General features: G+C 62.9%; 13 protein-coding genes. 4 read left to right on the top strand and 9 right to left on the bottom strand.

Annotated features, from left to right (window positions below; genetic code table 11):
- From LCL94_RS00005 to LCL94_RS00015, 3 genes are all read left to right on the top strand, one after another.
- A partial coding sequence (locus tag LCL94_RS00005; protein WP_224830456.1) for a DUF11 domain-containing protein occupies nucleotides 1-1,650 on the top strand: 1,650 nt, incomplete at its 5' end.
- Between the two features lie 76 nt (nucleotides 1,651-1,726).
- The gene (locus LCL94_RS00010) at nucleotides 1,727-3,457 is read left to right on the top strand and encodes a type I secretion system permease/ATPase (RefSeq protein ID WP_224830457.1); all 1,731 of its coding nucleotides are present in this window, start codon (nucleotides 1,727-1,729) and stop codon (nucleotides 3,455-3,457) included.
- Nucleotides 3,454-4,770, top strand: coding sequence for an HlyD family type I secretion periplasmic adaptor subunit (locus LCL94_RS00015; RefSeq protein WP_224830458.1), 1,317 nt, complete (start codon nucleotides 3,454-3,456; stop codon nucleotides 4,768-4,770). Before LCL94_RS00010 ends, LCL94_RS00015 begins: the two co-directional genes overlap by 4 nt.
- A 100-nt stretch (nucleotides 4,771-4,870) precedes the next feature.
- Here the strand turns inward: LCL94_RS00015 and LCL94_RS00020 are convergent, their stop codons facing one another.
- The 8 genes from LCL94_RS00020 to LCL94_RS00055 form a co-directional block, all read right to left on the bottom strand.
- On the bottom strand, nucleotides 4,871-5,599 hold the full coding sequence (locus LCL94_RS00020) for a sulfotransferase (protein ID WP_224830459.1): 729 nt from the start codon (nucleotides 5,597-5,599) through the stop codon (nucleotides 4,871-4,873).
- Nucleotides 5,596-6,534, bottom strand: a complete 939-nt coding sequence (locus tag LCL94_RS00025; protein ID WP_224830460.1) for an aminotransferase class IV — start codon at nucleotides 6,532-6,534, stop codon at nucleotides 5,596-5,598. The genes LCL94_RS00020 and LCL94_RS00025 overlap by 4 nt, the downstream gene beginning before the upstream one ends.
- Nucleotides 6,531-8,384: a cation:proton antiporter gene (locus LCL94_RS00030; protein ID WP_224830461.1), complete on the bottom strand. Its 1,854-nt coding sequence runs from the start codon at nucleotides 8,382-8,384 to the stop codon at nucleotides 6,531-6,533. Before LCL94_RS00030 ends, LCL94_RS00025 begins: the two co-directional genes overlap by 4 nt.
- 27 nt (nucleotides 8,385-8,411) lie before the next feature.
- On the bottom strand, nucleotides 8,412-9,596 hold the full coding sequence (locus LCL94_RS00035; protein ID WP_224830462.1) for an acyltransferase family protein: 1,185 nt from the start codon (nucleotides 9,594-9,596) through the stop codon (nucleotides 8,412-8,414).
- 97 nt (nucleotides 9,597-9,693) lie between these two features.
- Complete coding sequence (lpdA, locus tag LCL94_RS00040) at nucleotides 9,694-11,106, bottom strand: dihydrolipoyl dehydrogenase (protein ID WP_224830463.1); 1,413 nt, start codon at nucleotides 11,104-11,106, stop codon at nucleotides 9,694-9,696.
- A 167-nt stretch (nucleotides 11,107-11,273) separates the two neighbouring features.
- Complete coding sequence (locus tag LCL94_RS00045; protein ID WP_224830464.1) at nucleotides 11,274-11,654, bottom strand: acyl-CoA thioesterase; 381 nt, start codon at nucleotides 11,652-11,654, stop codon at nucleotides 11,274-11,276.
- 1 nt (nucleotide 11,655) lies between these two features.
- The gene (locus tag LCL94_RS00050; protein ID WP_224830465.1) at nucleotides 11,656-11,916 is read right to left on the bottom strand and encodes a hypothetical protein; all 261 of its coding nucleotides are present in this window, start codon (nucleotides 11,914-11,916) and stop codon (nucleotides 11,656-11,658) included.
- Nucleotides 11,917-11,929: 13 nt separating this feature from the next.
- On the bottom strand, nucleotides 11,930-13,204 hold the full coding sequence (locus LCL94_RS00055; protein ID WP_224830466.1) for a pyruvate dehydrogenase complex dihydrolipoamide acetyltransferase: 1,275 nt from the start codon (nucleotides 13,202-13,204) through the stop codon (nucleotides 11,930-11,932).
- Nucleotides 13,205-13,334: 130 nt separating this feature from the next.
- On the opposite strand from LCL94_RS00055, the gene LCL94_RS00060 reads away from it, so the two are divergent.
- Nucleotides 13,335-13,787, top strand: a complete 453-nt coding sequence (locus tag LCL94_RS00060) for a universal stress protein (RefSeq protein ID WP_160607111.1) — start codon at nucleotides 13,335-13,337, stop codon at nucleotides 13,785-13,787.
- On the opposite strand, the gene rnr is transcribed toward LCL94_RS00060, so the two are convergent.
- Nucleotides 13,784-16,093, bottom strand: coding sequence for a ribonuclease R (rnr, locus tag LCL94_RS00065; RefSeq protein ID WP_224830467.1), 2,310 nt, complete (start codon nucleotides 16,091-16,093; stop codon nucleotides 13,784-13,786). The genes LCL94_RS00060 and rnr overlap by 4 nt on opposite strands.
- Nucleotides 16,094-16,103: the final 10 nt, after the last annotated feature.

Raw genomic sequence — 16,103 nt, forward strand, 5'->3', positions numbered from 1 at the left:
CCCGACATCTCGATCCTGAAGGAGGTGGTGTCGGTCAACAACGAGGACGAGAGCCTCGACGAGGACGGCATCATCGACACGGCAGGCGATACGATCACCTACCGCATCACGGTTGCCAACGAAGGCAATGTGACGCTGAGCGATGTCGACGTGACCGACCTGTTCGAAGGCGCCGGCTACGACACCAGCGGCCTGGTCTATGTCGAGAGCGGCGACGAGAACGGCCTGCTCGACGTAGGCGAGACCTGGACCTGGGTGTTCACCGTCGAGGTGACCCAGCTGATGATCGACACCAACTGCTATGAAGGCGGTGACGAGAAGATCACCAACTCGGCCAGCGTCACGGCGCTGTTCGGCGAGCAGCAGGTCAGCGACGGCCCCTCCACCGTCAACACCCCGATCGACTGCAACCCCGCAATCGACGTCGAGAAGCTTGTTTCGATCAGCGGCAACACCTTCGATCCTGTACTCGACGATCACGACAGTCCGACAGGACCGCAGGCGACGACGGCCAATACGCCGATCTACTTCCTCGTATCGGTAGCCAATATCGGCAACGTCACGCTGACTGCACTCGACTTCAGCGATATCCTCTCGTCACCGGCAGGTTCCGTCTTCGCCGGAGAGCTCAACTACGCCGATCCCTCGATCGATGTGTGGGTCGATCTCAACGACAACGGATCGCGGGATGCCAATGAGGATTGGGACCTCAACGATGTCAATGCCGACGGCGTACTGGACACTGTCGAGCTCGCTCCGGGCGAGACGCTCAATGTCTACTACACCATGCCGTTCGAAGCCGGGCAGCACATCAACACGGTCACGGTTTCGACCGCGCAAGGTGTGTCCGACAGCGATGCAGCGCATTACTTCGGGCTCAACGATCCCGGATCGGGCGTCCGCACCCCAGGCTTCTGGCAGGGTCCGAACAATGGCCTTACCTTCTGGGACGGCATTGCCGACAACCAGGCACATGACGGTGAAGGATTCCCCGATGGCGATCCGTCCACACCCGGCAATCAGGACTTGCTCTACGCTGTCGACAGCAACGGCGACGGCGTAATTAACGGGGCTGACAAGCAGGGGCTGCTCGTCGGCGACTACAACGGGGATGGCCTGGGTACGGGTGAAGACGTGTTCTTCATCTCGCTGAAGGATGCTCAGGACCTGGTCGATGCATCGACTAAGAGCGGCAACGACGTAATCTCCAAGCTTGGCCGAGACGTCGTGGCAACCTGGCTGAACTTCCTTGCCGGGAACAGCCTGGGCGATGGTTCGGAAGGCACGGCAAAGCATTACCTCGATGATGCCATCGACTGGATGCAGAGCTTTGCCGACGGTAGCCCGAAGAGCCTCGAACTCGGTGAAACCTTCGACGATTACGTGGCCGGTTCGCGCATCAAGACGAGCGAGAACAGCTGGAAGTCCCCGCAAGGTGACAGCGATCATTCTGGCGCGGACATCCACAACGCACTCGCGGAATACAACGAGGGCGGCACGGTCAACGGCGTGTTTATCGCCGGCGACGGGGACAGCGCGGCATTCCAGGCAGCACTGTCCGACGCAGTGAACAGTGGGCTCTTCATGGTGGCACCGATCGGAGACGACCCGCTCGTGGTGGGAGATGGCATGACCATCGCCATCGCCTGAGGAGGAACTGTCCGGGACCGGCATCGCTGCCATCGCGGCAGCGGTGCCGGACCTTTCATTGGGGGGAGGATTGGACTTGGCAGACCTGGAACATGAATCGGATGGGCCGAAGCCGCGCATAGCGCCGTGGTTATCGGGTCCGCTGAAGAAGAACCGCCCGCTTTACATGCGGGTCCTCGTCGCGGCCTTCCTGATCAATTGCTTCGCCCTCGTCACCGCCCTGTTCACGATGACGGTCTACGATCGCATCGTCCCGAACAATGCGACCGAAAGCCTGATCGGCCTCGCCATCGGGCTCGGCATTGTACTGATCTTCGATTTTGTCCTGAAGCTCTTGCGGTCCTATTTCGTCGACATCGCCGGTGCGCGCGTAGACCGCGATATCGGGCGGGCCATTTTCGAACGCATCCTGGCCCTGCGCCTGGATCTCAGCCGGCACACAACTGGCGGGCTAGCAGGCCTCGTTCGCGAAATCGAAACGCTGCGGGACTTCTTCGCTTCCGCCACGATTACCGCGATGGTCGATGTGCCCTTCACCATCATTACGCTGCTGGTAATCGCCATGATCGGTGGTTGGCTGGTCATGGTGCCCTTGGTGATGATCCCAGTGGTTATCCTCGCAGCCCTCGCCACGCAGCCGGCCATGCGGCGGCTTTCGTCGCAGGCGCTGGACGAAGCGTTGGGGAAACAGGCCGTGCTGGTCGAGACCATCGGGAGCCTGGAAACGGTCAAGTCGTCGAACGCCGGCGACATGCTCAGCAAGCGCTGGGACGAGGCGATGAAAGGGCATGCAGGCGTATCGCTCCGCCAGCGCCTGACTGCCAATCTCGCCACTACGGTTGCAGGCAGCGCACAGACCATGGCCTATACCGGCATGGTGATCTTCGGCGTATTCGCGATTGCCGACCAGTCACTGACGATGGGCGGCCTGATCGCCTGTTCGATCCTTGCAGGACGCGCTGTCGCACCTCTCGGGGCGATTTCGGTCCTGTTGACGCGGATCCATGCCGCGCGCACCGCCTATCGCCGGATCGACGCAATGATGGAAATGCCCGCCGAAGGGCCCGAAGGCCTCGGTCTTGCTCCTGCAAAACTGGAAGGCGGGATAGAATTCCGCGACGTCGATTTCCGGTATCCGGGCGCAGCCGAAATGGCCCTGACAGGAGTCAACTTCAATATCCGGCCGGGCGAGCACGTGGCCCTGATCGGCCCGATCGGATCGGGCAAATCGACCGTCGCGCGGCTGTTGATCGGGCTTTACCCGCCCACAAGCGGCCTGGTCATGATCGACGGCACCGATATCCGGCAGCTAACGCCCAAATCGCTGCGTGCGAAAGTAGGCGCGCTGCTGCAGGACAATGCCCTGCTTACCGGCACAATCCGCGAGAACATCATGCTCGGCCGTCCTGATGCCGATGACGAGGAAATGATCAGGGCTGCCAAGCTCAGCCATGCCCACGACTTCATCTCGCGCATGCCGAATGGATACGACCTGAGGCTGGCAGACCGCGGTTCGGGGCTTTCCGGCGGGCAGCGGCAGGCCATCGCCATGGCGCGGGCACTCGTAGGGCAGCCGCCCATCCTCGTGTTCGACGAGCCGACATCGGCAGTCGATACCGAGACAGAGGCGCTGCTGATGAACAATCTGCGCCACGAGTTCCAAGGGCGGACGCTGATCCTGATTACCCACCGCCCTTCCCTGCTCGGCCTGGTTGACCGGGTCATCCTCATGTCGCGCGGGAGGGTGGCGATGGACGGCACCCCTGAAGACATCACGCGCAAGGTTACAAGGATAGCGGCACGATGAACGCCTTTTCCAAGATAACGAGCAGCCTCCTTGGCGAGGAAGAGGAATTCGAAGAGCAGGAGCTCAAGGCGAAGAAATCGTCGAACCTGATCCTGTGGTCGATCGCCGCATTCACGTTGATCGCGGTCGTCTGGGCAGCCTTCGCAACCGTCGAAAGGACAGTACGGGCGTCAGGCCGCGTCGTCCCGAGTTCCAAGCTACAGGTCGCCTCGAACCTCGAAGGCGGCGTGGTGGAAGAGATCCTGGTGACCGCAGGACAGGACGTCAGGCGTGGCCAGGTCCTCGTCCGCCTGAACCCTGCAATTACCGGCTCTGCGCTTGGCAGTTCGGAAGCCAGTGTCGACGCCTTGGAGGCGCGTATTGCGAGGCTTCGTGCCGAAGTTAGTGGCGGTGCGCCGGCATATGGCAACTTGCCCGACAGCCAGGTTACTATCGAGCGCTCGCTTCATTCTGCCCGGTCGGCGGAACTGAGCAGCCTCCGGTCGGCGGGACAGGCACGTGTCGTCCAGGCGCAGCGTTCGGTTGCGGAAGCGCAATCGATCCTCGCTGCACGCGAATCCAATCTCGTCACGGCAAACCGGGAGCTGGAAATGCTGCGGCCTTTGGCGGCTCAAAAGATCGTGCCGGAGATTGAGCTCATTCAGGCCGAGAACGCCGCCCAGATCGCCGCCAGTGAAGTCGCTGCGGCAAGGGCCTCCCTCGCCCGGTCGCAATCGAGCATCGCCGAGGCACAGGCGGCGCTGGCTCAACAGATTAGCGACTGGCGCAGCCGGGCGGGCATGGAACTCTCGCAGGCGCAGGCCGACTTGTCGGTTCAAAAGATGACTCTCCCCGGCCTCGAGGACAGGGTCGACCGTACGGTGATCCGCGCTCCCATGACCGGGCGGGTGAACCGCGTCTTTGTCACCACTGTCGGGGGAAGCGTCGGTTCGGGCGAGCCGATCGTCGAGATCGTGCCGACCGACGACGCTCTCTATATCGAGGCGATGGTGCGCCCGCAGGACATTGCCAACGTAGGTCTCGGCCAAAGAGCGTTCGTCGAAATCACCGCCTACAATCCGGCGATCTTCGGCAAGATGGCCGGAACCGTAACGTCGATTTCGCCCGATGCCGTCGTGAACGAGGAGACGGGAGAAAGCTTCTATACCGTCGAGGTCAGGACCACCGAGGTGCTGAAAGACCAAGACGGCGACCCGCTCGACATCGGACCCGGCATGGTGGCCAATGTCAGCCTGCTGGGCGAGGAGCGTTCGATCCTGTCGTACCTCTTCACGCCGATCACCTGGCTGAAGGAGAACGCCTTCAGGGAATAGGGGCGCGAATGGTCCCTGAACTGCTCGCGCGCATCGTCACCCATACTGTATTCCACGGCAGAGCTACTTTGCGCGTGGGTCGCGCAAAATTGTGCGAAACTCAGGCGGTTATGCGATAGGTCGCCAAGGCTTCGTAATCTGCCCGGCAAGCTTCGGCCACTGCTTCGAATTCCGGCGCGAGATCGGGGAGGCCACCCGGGGGGGAGCCAAACCCGGTCGAGGCATTTACCTTGTCATACCAGTGAGTGCCCCAGATCCCGTCTTCGGGATGCGGTCCTTTTGTCCAGGACAACATCGCCGGATCCCATTCGATGCCGAGCTTATCGCACAGCTTTGAAAGGAGGCCTGCGGGGTTGTCGAGGATGTCACTAGTGTCGACCACCGGCGGTGCGTAGCCCAGCCTGTCGGCCTCCATCTCGAAGTAGGATCGCTGCCTCGTGACCCCGAGATGTTCGGGCCGGATGGCAGTCCGCTTGTTGGCATAGCTTGCCGCGACGCGGCGAGGATCCCGGATGAGGAAGGCGTGCCTGGTCTCGGGGAAGTCCCGGATGTCGACCGGGCCTTCCATGTGATGAGGCATGTGCTTCTGGTACCAGATCGGACTGCCGTCCGGACTTTCGCCCCGCATCGCCTCGGCGACGGACTGCCAGTCGCAGTCCATATCGGCAATCACCGCATCGGCCATGGGTTGGGGATCGCCGGTCTTCTTCAGATAGGCGCCGTAGAAAGGCTCGTCGCTCACGAAGGTGTCCGGTCGAGCCCCGAAGCTGCGCATCATCGCCGTCGAAATGTTGCGCGGTCCCGACCACATGGCAATGCGGATGGTCACGGGCGCGCCCTGCCCTTCGTGTCCGCAGCCAGCCGCGCGAGGTACAGCTGCTGGAGGCGTTCGACCATCGGCCCGCGCTGGGTGCCAAGCACCCTGCCATCGATCTGCCCCACCGGGGCAACGCCGGCGAACGTGCCGGTCGTGAAAGCTTCGTCCGCGCCGTAGACATGCGTCAGCGAGAAGTTACGCTCATGTACGGTAATGCCTGCCTCGCGTGCGACTTCGATGACCATGCCCCGCGTGATGCCGTCGAGGCAGTAGTCGCCGCTGGAGGTCCAGATATCCCCGTTCTTCACGATGAAAAAGTGGGTGGAATTGCAGGTCGCAACGAAACCGTGCGGGTCAAGCATCAGCCCTTCGTCTGCACCTGCCTGCGCTGCCTGGATGCACGCCGTGATGCAATTGAGCTTGCTGTGCGAATTCAGCATCGGGTCCTGCACGTCGGGGTATCCGCGGCGGACATGAACCGTTGAGAGGCGCAGCATGCGCGTGGCGGTTTCGGGCGCGGGCTCCTTCCACTCGGGAATGATCACGATGGTCGCGGGCGTCACAACCACACGCGGGTCCTGGTAGGGCGTCGAGCGGATACCGCGCGTGCACATCAGGCGGACATGCACGCCATCTTCGGTCATGCCATTCGCATCGCAGACGGCGTAGAGCCGTGCTTCCAGCTCTTCCCGCGTGACGCCAAGGTCCATCAGGATTGCCTTTGCGCCCCGCCACAACCGGTCGAAATGGCGGTCGAGGAAAGCGAAGCGTCCGGCGTGCATCCGGATGCCCTCCCAGACGCCGTCACCCAGCATGAACCCGCTGTCGAATACGCTGATCTTGGCATCGGGCCGGCGGTAGTGCTCGCCGTTGATATCGATCCAGACGTTCTCGTTGCGGCTATCGGGGACGTACAGGTGCGTGCCGCGCTCTTCCTTGTCGGTCATTTGCCCCTCTTGAGGATTTCATCCATCTGCGCAGTCAGGATCGGATCCCATTCGCTGCGCAGTTCCTTGACCCGCTGCATCAGCGGCTCGTTCTCGTGATACGGAATGTCCAGCCGGTAGAGACTGGCAACCTCGGGCATGAACTTGCGGTCCATTTCCTCGAAGGCATCGGTCGCAGCCTGGGCCTGCTGGCGGTCCATGCCGAGCGCTTCGAAGGCCGAGCGACCCATGCGCAGGCTGCTGTCGTAGGTTTCGCGAATGATGTCGCGGCAGCCATAGGCCCAGAGCTCGTAGACATGGTTGCGGTCGATGGCGCGCGCGATGACGTGCAGTTTCGGATAGTGCTTGGTCGCGTATTTCACGAGCTTGTCGATCTGCTCGCGCTCATCCATCGCGACGACCAGCAGCCGTGCTTTGTCGATGCCGGCGGAATGCAGCAGGTCCGGCCTTGTCGCATCGCCGAAATAGGTGCGGAAGCCGAACTTGCGGACGATTTCCAGCTGGTGACTGTCATAGTCGATTACGGTGGTGGCATGACCCGCCGCTTGGAGCATGCGGTCGACGATGCCGCCTACCCTGCCCCTTCCCGCGATAATCACGGGGTTCTCTTCGTCGATCGTATCCGCTTCCAGTTCGTCGCCCGTGCAATAGGCATGCGCGATGAGCTTGTCGTAGAAGATGAACAGCAGCGGCGTGACCAGCATCGTGAGCGCCACGATGAGCAGCAACAGGTCCGCAAATTCAGGTGCGAAGACCGCATTGGCAACCGCAAAGGCGATCAGCACGAAAGCGAACTCGCCCGCTTGCGGAAGACTCAAACAGAAGAGCCAGAGCGCCTGCCGCCTGAGGCCGTAAAGCCGCCCCACCACAAACAGCACCGCCAGCTTCGCCACGATGGTGACGGCGGCCCAGAAGACTACGTCCTGCCAGACCTGCTGAGCCAGCACGAAGTCGATGCCCGCCCCAACCGTGATGAAGAACAGGCCGAGCAGCAGGCCCTTGAAGGGATTGATGTCGCTTTCCAGCTCGTGCCGGTATTCGCTCGTGGCGAGGACGACACCTGCCACAAAGGCGCCAAGCGCGGGCGACAGGCCAACGAGCGACATGAGCAGGGCAATCCCGATGACCACCACGAGAGCGGCCGCCGTGAACAGTTCGCGCAGGTTCGCCGCAGCGATGTAACGGAACAGCGGGCGGATGGCGTAAATGCCGATTCCGACGACCCCTGCCACCGCTGCGATGCGCGACAGGGCGGCGAGCCACACCGGCATGTTTGCCGTCAGGTCCAGGCCGCCATGTCCTCCCTCTGCGTGGCCGGCGCCGCCGGCGTAGAGCTCCGGCATGGCCAGCACGGGCAGCAGCGCCAGGATCGGGATGACCGCGACGTCCTGCACCAGCAGGACCGAAAAGCTGGCTTCCCCGCCTTCGCTTCGGAGCAGGTTCTTCTCAGTGAGCGTCTGGACGATGATCGCGGTCGAAGAGAGCGCCAGCACCATGCCGATCGCCATTGCAGTCTGCCATGGCTGCGCATCGATCAGGGCAATTCCCATTATGGCGAGCGTAGTCAGCACAACCTGCCCGCCGCCCAAACCCAACAGCTTCCCGCGCATTGCCCACAGCCGCTTCGGCTCCATCTCGAGGCCGATGATGAAAAGCATCATCACCACCCCGAATTCGGCGAAGACCTGCAAGGCCTCGACATCGACATTCAACGCGGCAAGCACCGGGCTGATCGCCATTCCGGCAAGGAGGTAGCCAAGTACCGATCCGAGGCCGAAGCGGCTCGCGAGCGGGACGGCAATGACGCCGGCAACAAGGATCAGGAAGGCGAGGACCAGAAACGATGTCATTGAGCCAGCCTTACCCCCAAGCGGTCGTCAGACCTCTGTACTTGCTGACGGACTAACATCTGTGTCCGGACTTGTCTTCCGCCGAGCGTGAAGTCGCTTTCTCAAGTTGAGGAAAGGCACCTCCAGCCAGTGATACGAGGCCGAGGAGACCGCGAAGCTCAACGCGAAATTCAGGACGATAAGCGCCGGTCGCGGCAAGTCGTCGCCGAGCGGACCAGTCAGGTAGAGAACGAGGAAATGCCACAGGTAGAGCGAGTAGCTCAGCTTCCCGATGTAAACCGGCAAGCGCATGTTCAACAAGCGCTGGACCCAGCCCAGCCGTGCCGAGAACAGCACGCTGACAAGCGCCGCGGCGATTGCGACTCCGACCAGCGAGTAGCGCCATGTCTCGCGGAAGAACGGCTCCCGGTAGAGAAGGCAGAACAGGACGATAGCTCCCGCAGCAACCAAAGTGACAGGGTTCGCAAGCCTTGCGAGGAAGCTCCTGCCCCATTCGGTTGCGCAGAGCGCCGCGACGCCAACTCCGTAGGCGATCGAATCCATGCGAAACTCGCTACGATAGTAGAAATGGTAACTGCCGATCAGTTCGGGGTGTCGGATCGCCATTCCAAGCCTGAGAGCCAGCGCTCCCACGATCACGCCGAGTACGATGAAGCCGAGACGTCTGGGGGCACCCTTCGCGAGCAGGAAGACGGTGGGAAAGAGGAGATAGAAGTGCTCCTCGACGCTCAGCGACCAGAAGATTACGAGCGGCATGACCTGCTGCGAAGGGTCGATGAAGCTCGCGAAATAGTAGTTGGAGAAGTAGAACAGGGCCGATGCCGGTTGCCACCAGTCGACCGTCTTTCCCTGTGCGAGATAGAGGGCGACGACAGTTGCAGTGAAGACCAGCGCGACGGGATAAAGCCGGAAGAAGCGCCTGAGGTAGAAGTTCGTCATACCGATCGAAGACGTAGCTTCCTGCTCGACAAAGAACTGCCGCGCGATCAGGAAGCCGCTGATCACGAAGAAGACATAGACCCCGAACCCGCCCGGGAAAATGTTGGTGACGAAATGCGACAGCATCACAATGAGGACGCTGATTGCGCGCAGACCATCGAGGCTGGGTATGTAGCGCGCCGTATTGCCGATATCTGCCCGCAATTCGGGGGCCGGGCTGGTCAGCCAGCTGCGAAGCCTGGCAAGTTTCGAGGGAGCGGTCAGATCGGACATAGTGAGGAAGCGCTGGGACCCGTTTTACGTCAGGAAACAAGCCCCTTAGCCCAGCCCCGCATAGGGGCAAAGCCGGGGCCAGCATCCTTCACAGTCCTCAGATGTGCAGCGCCCTGCCGTAGCTAGCAAGCACGCTCTCGTGCATGCTTTCGCTGATGGTGGGGTGCGGGAAGACGGTGTTCATCAGTTCCGCCTCGGTCGTTTCCAGCGTCTTGCCCACGACGAAGCCCTGGATCATCTCGGTCACTTCCGCGCCGACCATGTGTGCACCAAGCAGTTCGCCGGTCTTCGCATCGAACACGGTCTTCACGAAACCCTCCGCCTCGCCCAGCGCGATGGCCTTGCCGTTGCCGATGAACGGGAAAGTGCCTGCCTTTACCGTATAGCCCGCTTCCTTGGCTTTTTCCTCGGTCAGGCCGACGCTGGCGATCTGCGGGTGGCAATAGGTGCAGCCCGGGATGTTGCCGCGGTCGAGCGGGTGCGGATGGACATCCTTGTTGCCGAGTTCCTTGGCGATCGCCTCTGCAGTGGTGACGCCTTCATGGCTCGCCTTGTGCGCCAGCCACGGACCGGGCGTGCAGTCGCCGATGGCCCACAGGCCCTTCGACTTGGTGCGGCCATAGTCGTCGATCTGGATGAAGCCGCGGTCCATTTCGACCAGCTTTTCGAAGCCCACGTTCTCGGTATTCGGCACGATGCCGATCGCAACGATGCAGTGGCTGAACTCGGTCTCGGACACCTTGCCGTCTTTCGCCTTGATCTTGGCCTTCACGCCCTTGTCCGACACATCGAGCGCCTCGACACCCGCGCCGGTCATGATCGTCATGCCCTGCTTGGTGAGGCTCTTTTCGAGGAAGACGGAGACGTCCTTGTCTTCTACCGGCACGATGCGGTCGAGCATTTCGACCACGGTCACATCGACCCCCATGTCGTTATAGAAGCTGGCGAACTCGATGCCGATCGCGCCCGATCCGATCACGAGCAGCTTCTTGGGCATTTCGGCCGGCGTCATGGCGTGGCGATAGGTCCACACGCGCTTGCCGTCGGCAGGGGCGAAAGGCAGGTCGCGGGCACGCGCGCCGGTGGCGACGATGATGTGCTTGGCGGTGAGCTTCTCCTCGCCCTTCTCGCCCTTCACGGTGAGGCTGGTCGGGCCGGTCAGCGTGCCAGTGCCCATGTGCACCGTGATCTTGTTCTTCTTCATCAGGTGCGTGACGCCCTGGTTCAGCTGCTTGGCGACGCCGCGGCTGCGCTTCACGACCGCGTCGAGGTCCGCCTCGATCTTGCCCGCGACCTTGAGGCCGTAGGATGCGGCGTGTTCCATGTAGTGCTTGATCTCGGCCGAACGCAGCAGCGCCTTGGTCGGGATGCAACCCCAGTTGAGGCAGATACCGCCGAGCAGTTCGCGCTCGACGATGGCGGTCTTCAGGCCCAGCTGCGCACAGCGGATCGCCGCGACATAGCCGCCGGGTCCGGAGCCGAGAACGATGACGTCGTAGTTGGTAGCCATTTGGATTTAGCCTTCGGTTGGTCCGACAGGATGGAACACTTGGAACACGGTCCTGGCACTAAAAAGCCGCCCGGACGCGCGAGGGGAAACGGAATAGGTATTCGGGTGAAAATAGGGCGCGGTCATGCTGCCATTCATGCCACGCGGCGCGGTATGTAGGACAGCGCTCATGCCCACTGCCCCGACACCGCGCGGGGGCGATTGTTCTCGTCGAGCAGGACGAACTTGAACGTGCCCTGCGCCACCTTGGTTTCGGCCTCGCCATTGCGTTCGCGCGCGATGGCTTCGGCACTGATGGTGAGCGAGGTGTTTCCGGTCGCTGCGATCTCGCAATAGACCGAGAGTTCGTCCCCCAACTGCATCGCGCCGGGGAAGGCGAAATCCGTGGCCGAGACGACCACCGCCTTGCCCTTCCCCTCGCGGCTGGCGAGCGAACCTGCGCCAAGCGCCATCTGGCTCATCAGCCAGCCGCCGAACACCCCGCCATAGGGGTTGAGGTCGGTCGGCATCGCCGTGACGCGGATGAGAGGGGAGCGATCAGACGTCATTTCAGGCGAGAGTCCCTGTCTTCTTCAGTACGAGAGCGATGACCGGAACAGCCGGAATGGAAACGAACATCGAAAAGATGAGCGGCCAGCCGAACCGTTCACCCCAGTTCGATCCCCACATCAGACCGAGAAGGAGCAGCACGCCCCATAAAACTAGGAATGCGGCACCCGTCTGCAACCAGTTCGCGCCTACCAGCAGCTTGGCAAGTGCCATTGGGACCACCAGCGTCAGGGCGATGAAGTAGAGGGTGTTGCCGCTCACTCCCCGTTGAGCCTCAGACCACCAGACCCATCGGGTTCTCGCACAGCTGCTTGAAGGCCTCCATCAGCTGTGCGCCGTCGGCGCCGTCGATGGCGCGGTGATCGAAGCTGCCGGTTGCGCTCATCACGGTGGCGACGCCCAGTGCGCCGTCAATCACCCAGGGGCGCTGCTCGCCCGCACCGACCGCGAGGATCATCGCCTGCGGCGGATTGATCACCGCGTCGAACTGCTTGGTGCCGAACATGCCGAGGTTGGAGAGCGAGGCAGTGCCGCCCTGGAATTCATGCGGCTGCAGCTTGCCGTCCTTGGCCTTGCCCGCCAGTTCCTTCATCTCTGTGCTGATCTGCGCAAGGCCCTTGCGGCCCGCATCGCGGATGATCGGCGTGATCAGGCCCGAAGGCGCTGCCACGGCGACCGAGATATCCTCGCGCGTGTACTGGAACAGCTCGTCGCCCTGGAAGCTGACATTGCACTTGGGCACGCGCTGCATCGCACGGGCGAGCGCCTTGATAAGCAGGTCGTTGACCGACAGCTTCACGCCGTCCGCCTCCAGGCTCTTGTTGAGTTCGCCGCGCAGCTTGAGCAGCGCATCGAGGCGCACGTCCACGGTGAGGTAGATGTGCGGAATGGTCTGCTTCGCCTCGGTCAGGCGGCGCGCGATGACCTTGCGGACATTGTTGAGCTTCTGCGCTTCGTAAGGCGCATCGAGATCGCCGCCGAGCGTCGCAGGCTTTGCCGGAGCAGGCGCGGGAGCCGCCGCATCGGCCTTGGCCGGAGCTGCGCCGGGGCTCGCTCCCTCGACGTCCGCCTTGACGATACGGCCATTGGGGCCGCTGCCCTTCACGCCTGTAAGGTCGACGCCCTTTTGTTCGGCAATGCGCTTGGCGAGCGGCGAGGCAAGGATGCGATCGCCAGCGGCTTTGGGTGCAGCCGCGGCAGGTGCCGGAGCGGGTGCGGGCGCAGCAGCAGGAGCTTCTGCTGCCTTGGGCTCTTCCTTGGGGGAATCGCCAGCCGGGGCTGCGGATGCTGCAGCATCGACATCCTCGCCCTCTTCGGCGAGCATGGCGATGACCGTGCCGACCTTCACGCCTTCAGTGCCTTCATCGACCATGATCGAGGCGATCGTGCCTTCGTCCACGGCTTCGAATTCCATCGTCGCCTTGTCGGTCTCGATCTCGGCCATGATGTCGCCGGCTTCGACCTTGTCGCCCGGCTTCACCAGCCATTTGGCGAGCGTGCCTTCTTCCATGGTGGGCGAAAGGGCGGGCATCTTGATCGGCGTGGGCATGTGCTGACGTTACGTCCTCGCTGGAAATACTGTTGCTGCGACCTCTGGCCAAATCGCAGCCGCATCGCAAGGTCCTTGCGCAGAATACGAATTAGCGGATAACCCACGCGTGCGAGAGGGGAGCCGGGGCATGCGCGTTTATCTGGTGGTGATGGACGAGACGGAGGAAGCACAGCGGGCGCTGCGCTTTGCCTCGCTGCGGGCGCAGCAGACGGGCGGTTCGGTGCATATCCTCGCCCTCGTGCCGCAGCAGACCTTTAACGCTTTCGGAGGCGTGCAGGCGACGATCGAGCAGGAAGCGCGCGAACGTGCCGAGGTCATGGCCAACAATGCCGCCGGCAACATCTTCGCGGAAATGGGCAAGATGCCGGTCATCGCCGTGCGGCCCGGTGCGCCTGCCGATGTTATCAACAAGTACCTCGAAGAACACGGCGAAGTTGCCGCACTCGTCCTCGGCACGGCCAAGGCCGGCGGCAAGGATCCGCTGGTACAGCATTTCTCCGCCCGGGCGAGCGAACTGCCCTGCCCGCTCTATATCGTGCCCGGATCGCTGACGCGCGAACAGATCGACGCGCTGGGTTAGCGCTTCTTGCCGCGCCCCTGGTGGCGGATGTTATTGGGCCGCCCGCGCTGGCCCTGCGAATGCTTCTGGCGCGGGGCACCCTGCCCCTTCACGAACGGCTTCTTCTTGGGCGCAGGACGTTCGCCGCGCCGTTCGATCGGCGCACCGTCGCTGTCGGGCACTTCGAACTTGAGCGCGCCGGTCAGCGCGTTAGCCTCCGCCAGCTTGAGCTTCAGCCTGTCGCCCACGGCATAGGTCGTGCCCGAGCTTTCGCCGGTCAGCTTCTGCGCGGCTTCGTCATAGCTGAAATATTCGCGGCCAAGCGTTGAAACGGGCACGAGCCCGTCGCCGCCCAGCTTTTCGATCGTGGCGAAGAAGCCGAAGCCCTGCACGCCGGTGATGCGGGTGTCGAATACCTCGCCCACGCGGCCTGACAGCCATGCCGCAACATAGCGGTCGATGGTATCGCGCTCTGCCTCCATCGCACGGCGCTCGGTCTGGCTGATCGCATCGGTGATCTGGCTCAGCGCAGTCCGGTCGCGATCCGACAGGCCGGAGCTTTCCGGGATGTCGTGGTTCTCGGGGCGCGGCTGTTCCAGCTTGTAGGCATCGACCAGCGCGCGGTGGACCAGCAGGTCGGCATAGCGGCGGATGGGCGAGGTGAAATGCGCATAGCTGCCCAGCGCCAAGCCGAAGTGGCCCGCATTGGCCGGCCCGTAATAAGCCTGCGTCTGGCTGCGCAAGACGGCCTCCATGATAAGCGCCTTTTCGGCCGGATCGGCAATGTCCTTGAGCATGCGGTTGAACAGGCCGGGCGTGATCACCTGACCCAGCGCGAAACTCCGGCCCTGCGTGGCAAGGTAGTCCTTGAACGCGGTCAGCTTCTCGCGGCTCGGGGTTTCGTGGATGCGGTAGACGACAGGCGCCTTCTTCGCTTCCAGCGCCTTGGCCGCAGCCACGTTCGCGGCGATCATGAAGTCTTCCACCACGCGGTGCGCATCGAGCCGTTCGCGCACGGCGATTTCCTCGATCTGGCCGGCATCGTTGAGGCGCACCTGCCGCTCGGGCAGTTCGAGGTCGAGCGGGTCGCGTGCCACGCGTGCCCGGTGGAGCAATTTCCACGCGCCCCACAGGTTCTTCAGCACATCGTCGGCGCTGCCATCGTCGATCGCCTTCTGCGCGTCCTCGTAGGCGATGTTGCCCGAAATGCGGACGATGGCGCGGGTAAAGCGCCAATCGGTGACCTTGCCGTCCTTGTCGATGCGCATGTGGCAGGCCATCGCCGCGCGGTCCTCGCCCTCGACCAGCGAACAGACGTTGGCGCTGAGGATTTCGGGGAGCATCGGCACAACGCGGTCGGGGAAGTAGACCGAGTTGCCGCGCTTCCTCGCCTCGCGGTCGAGCGCGCCGCCGGGGCGGACATAGAAGCTGACATCGGCAATAGCGACGATGGCGCGGTAGCCGCCCTTGTCGTCGGGTTCCGCCCAGATGGCGTCATCGTGGTCGCGCGCGTCTGCGGGGTCGATGGCGACGATCGGCACGTCGCGAAGGTCCTCGCGCTGCTCCACGCTCAGCGGCAGGTCGGAGACGGCGTTCGCCTCTTCCAGCGCGCCATCGGGGAAGATGTGCGGGATGCCGTGCTTGGCAATGGCGATGAGGCTGAAGCTCTTAGGCGCCAGCGGGTCTCCGATGACCTCGATCACCTTAACCTTGGCGCGAGGGCTCTTGCCCATGCGCTCGGCAAGGACGAGCTCGCCTTCCTTCGCTTCGCCAAGGTCGCCGATGGGCGCGCTTTCACGCACGCGCTTGTCGACCGGGGCGAGCCACGGCTTGCCGCCGCCGTCCATCTCGACCACGCCCATTAGCCCTTCGGTGCGGGCCGGGAGCTTCTTCATCGGATGGGCGATCCAGCCGCGCTCTGTCTCTTCCGTTCGCGCAAGGAAACGGTCGCCGCGCTTCAATGCGGCAAGCTTCTTGCTTTCCTTGACCACGAGGCGCGGCGGTTTCTGGCCGCCGTCGGTCTCCCAGTTCTCGGGCACGGCGACGGGCGCGCCGTCCTCGATCTCGACGACCTTGAGCACGGTGACCTTCGGCACACCGCCCATGCGGTGATAGGCGGTGCGCTTGCCGTCGATCAGGCCTTCTTCGGCCATGTCCTTGAGACGCTTTTTCAGCGCGATCTTTTCCTGGCCCTTGAGGCCGAATGCCTTGGCGATTTCGCGCTTCCCCGCCGGTGTCGGCGAGCCCTGGATGAATTCGAGTATCTGAGTCTTGGAGGGCAGCCCCTGCGGGCGCCCTGTCCTGTTATGTTTTTTCATGCGCGCCATATGGGGACGC

It is taken from the genome of Qipengyuania gaetbuli (genome assembly GCF_020171365.1).
In the GTDB taxonomy this organism is placed as follows: Bacteria; Pseudomonadota; Alphaproteobacteria; order Sphingomonadales; family Sphingomonadaceae; genus Qipengyuania; species Qipengyuania gaetbuli_B.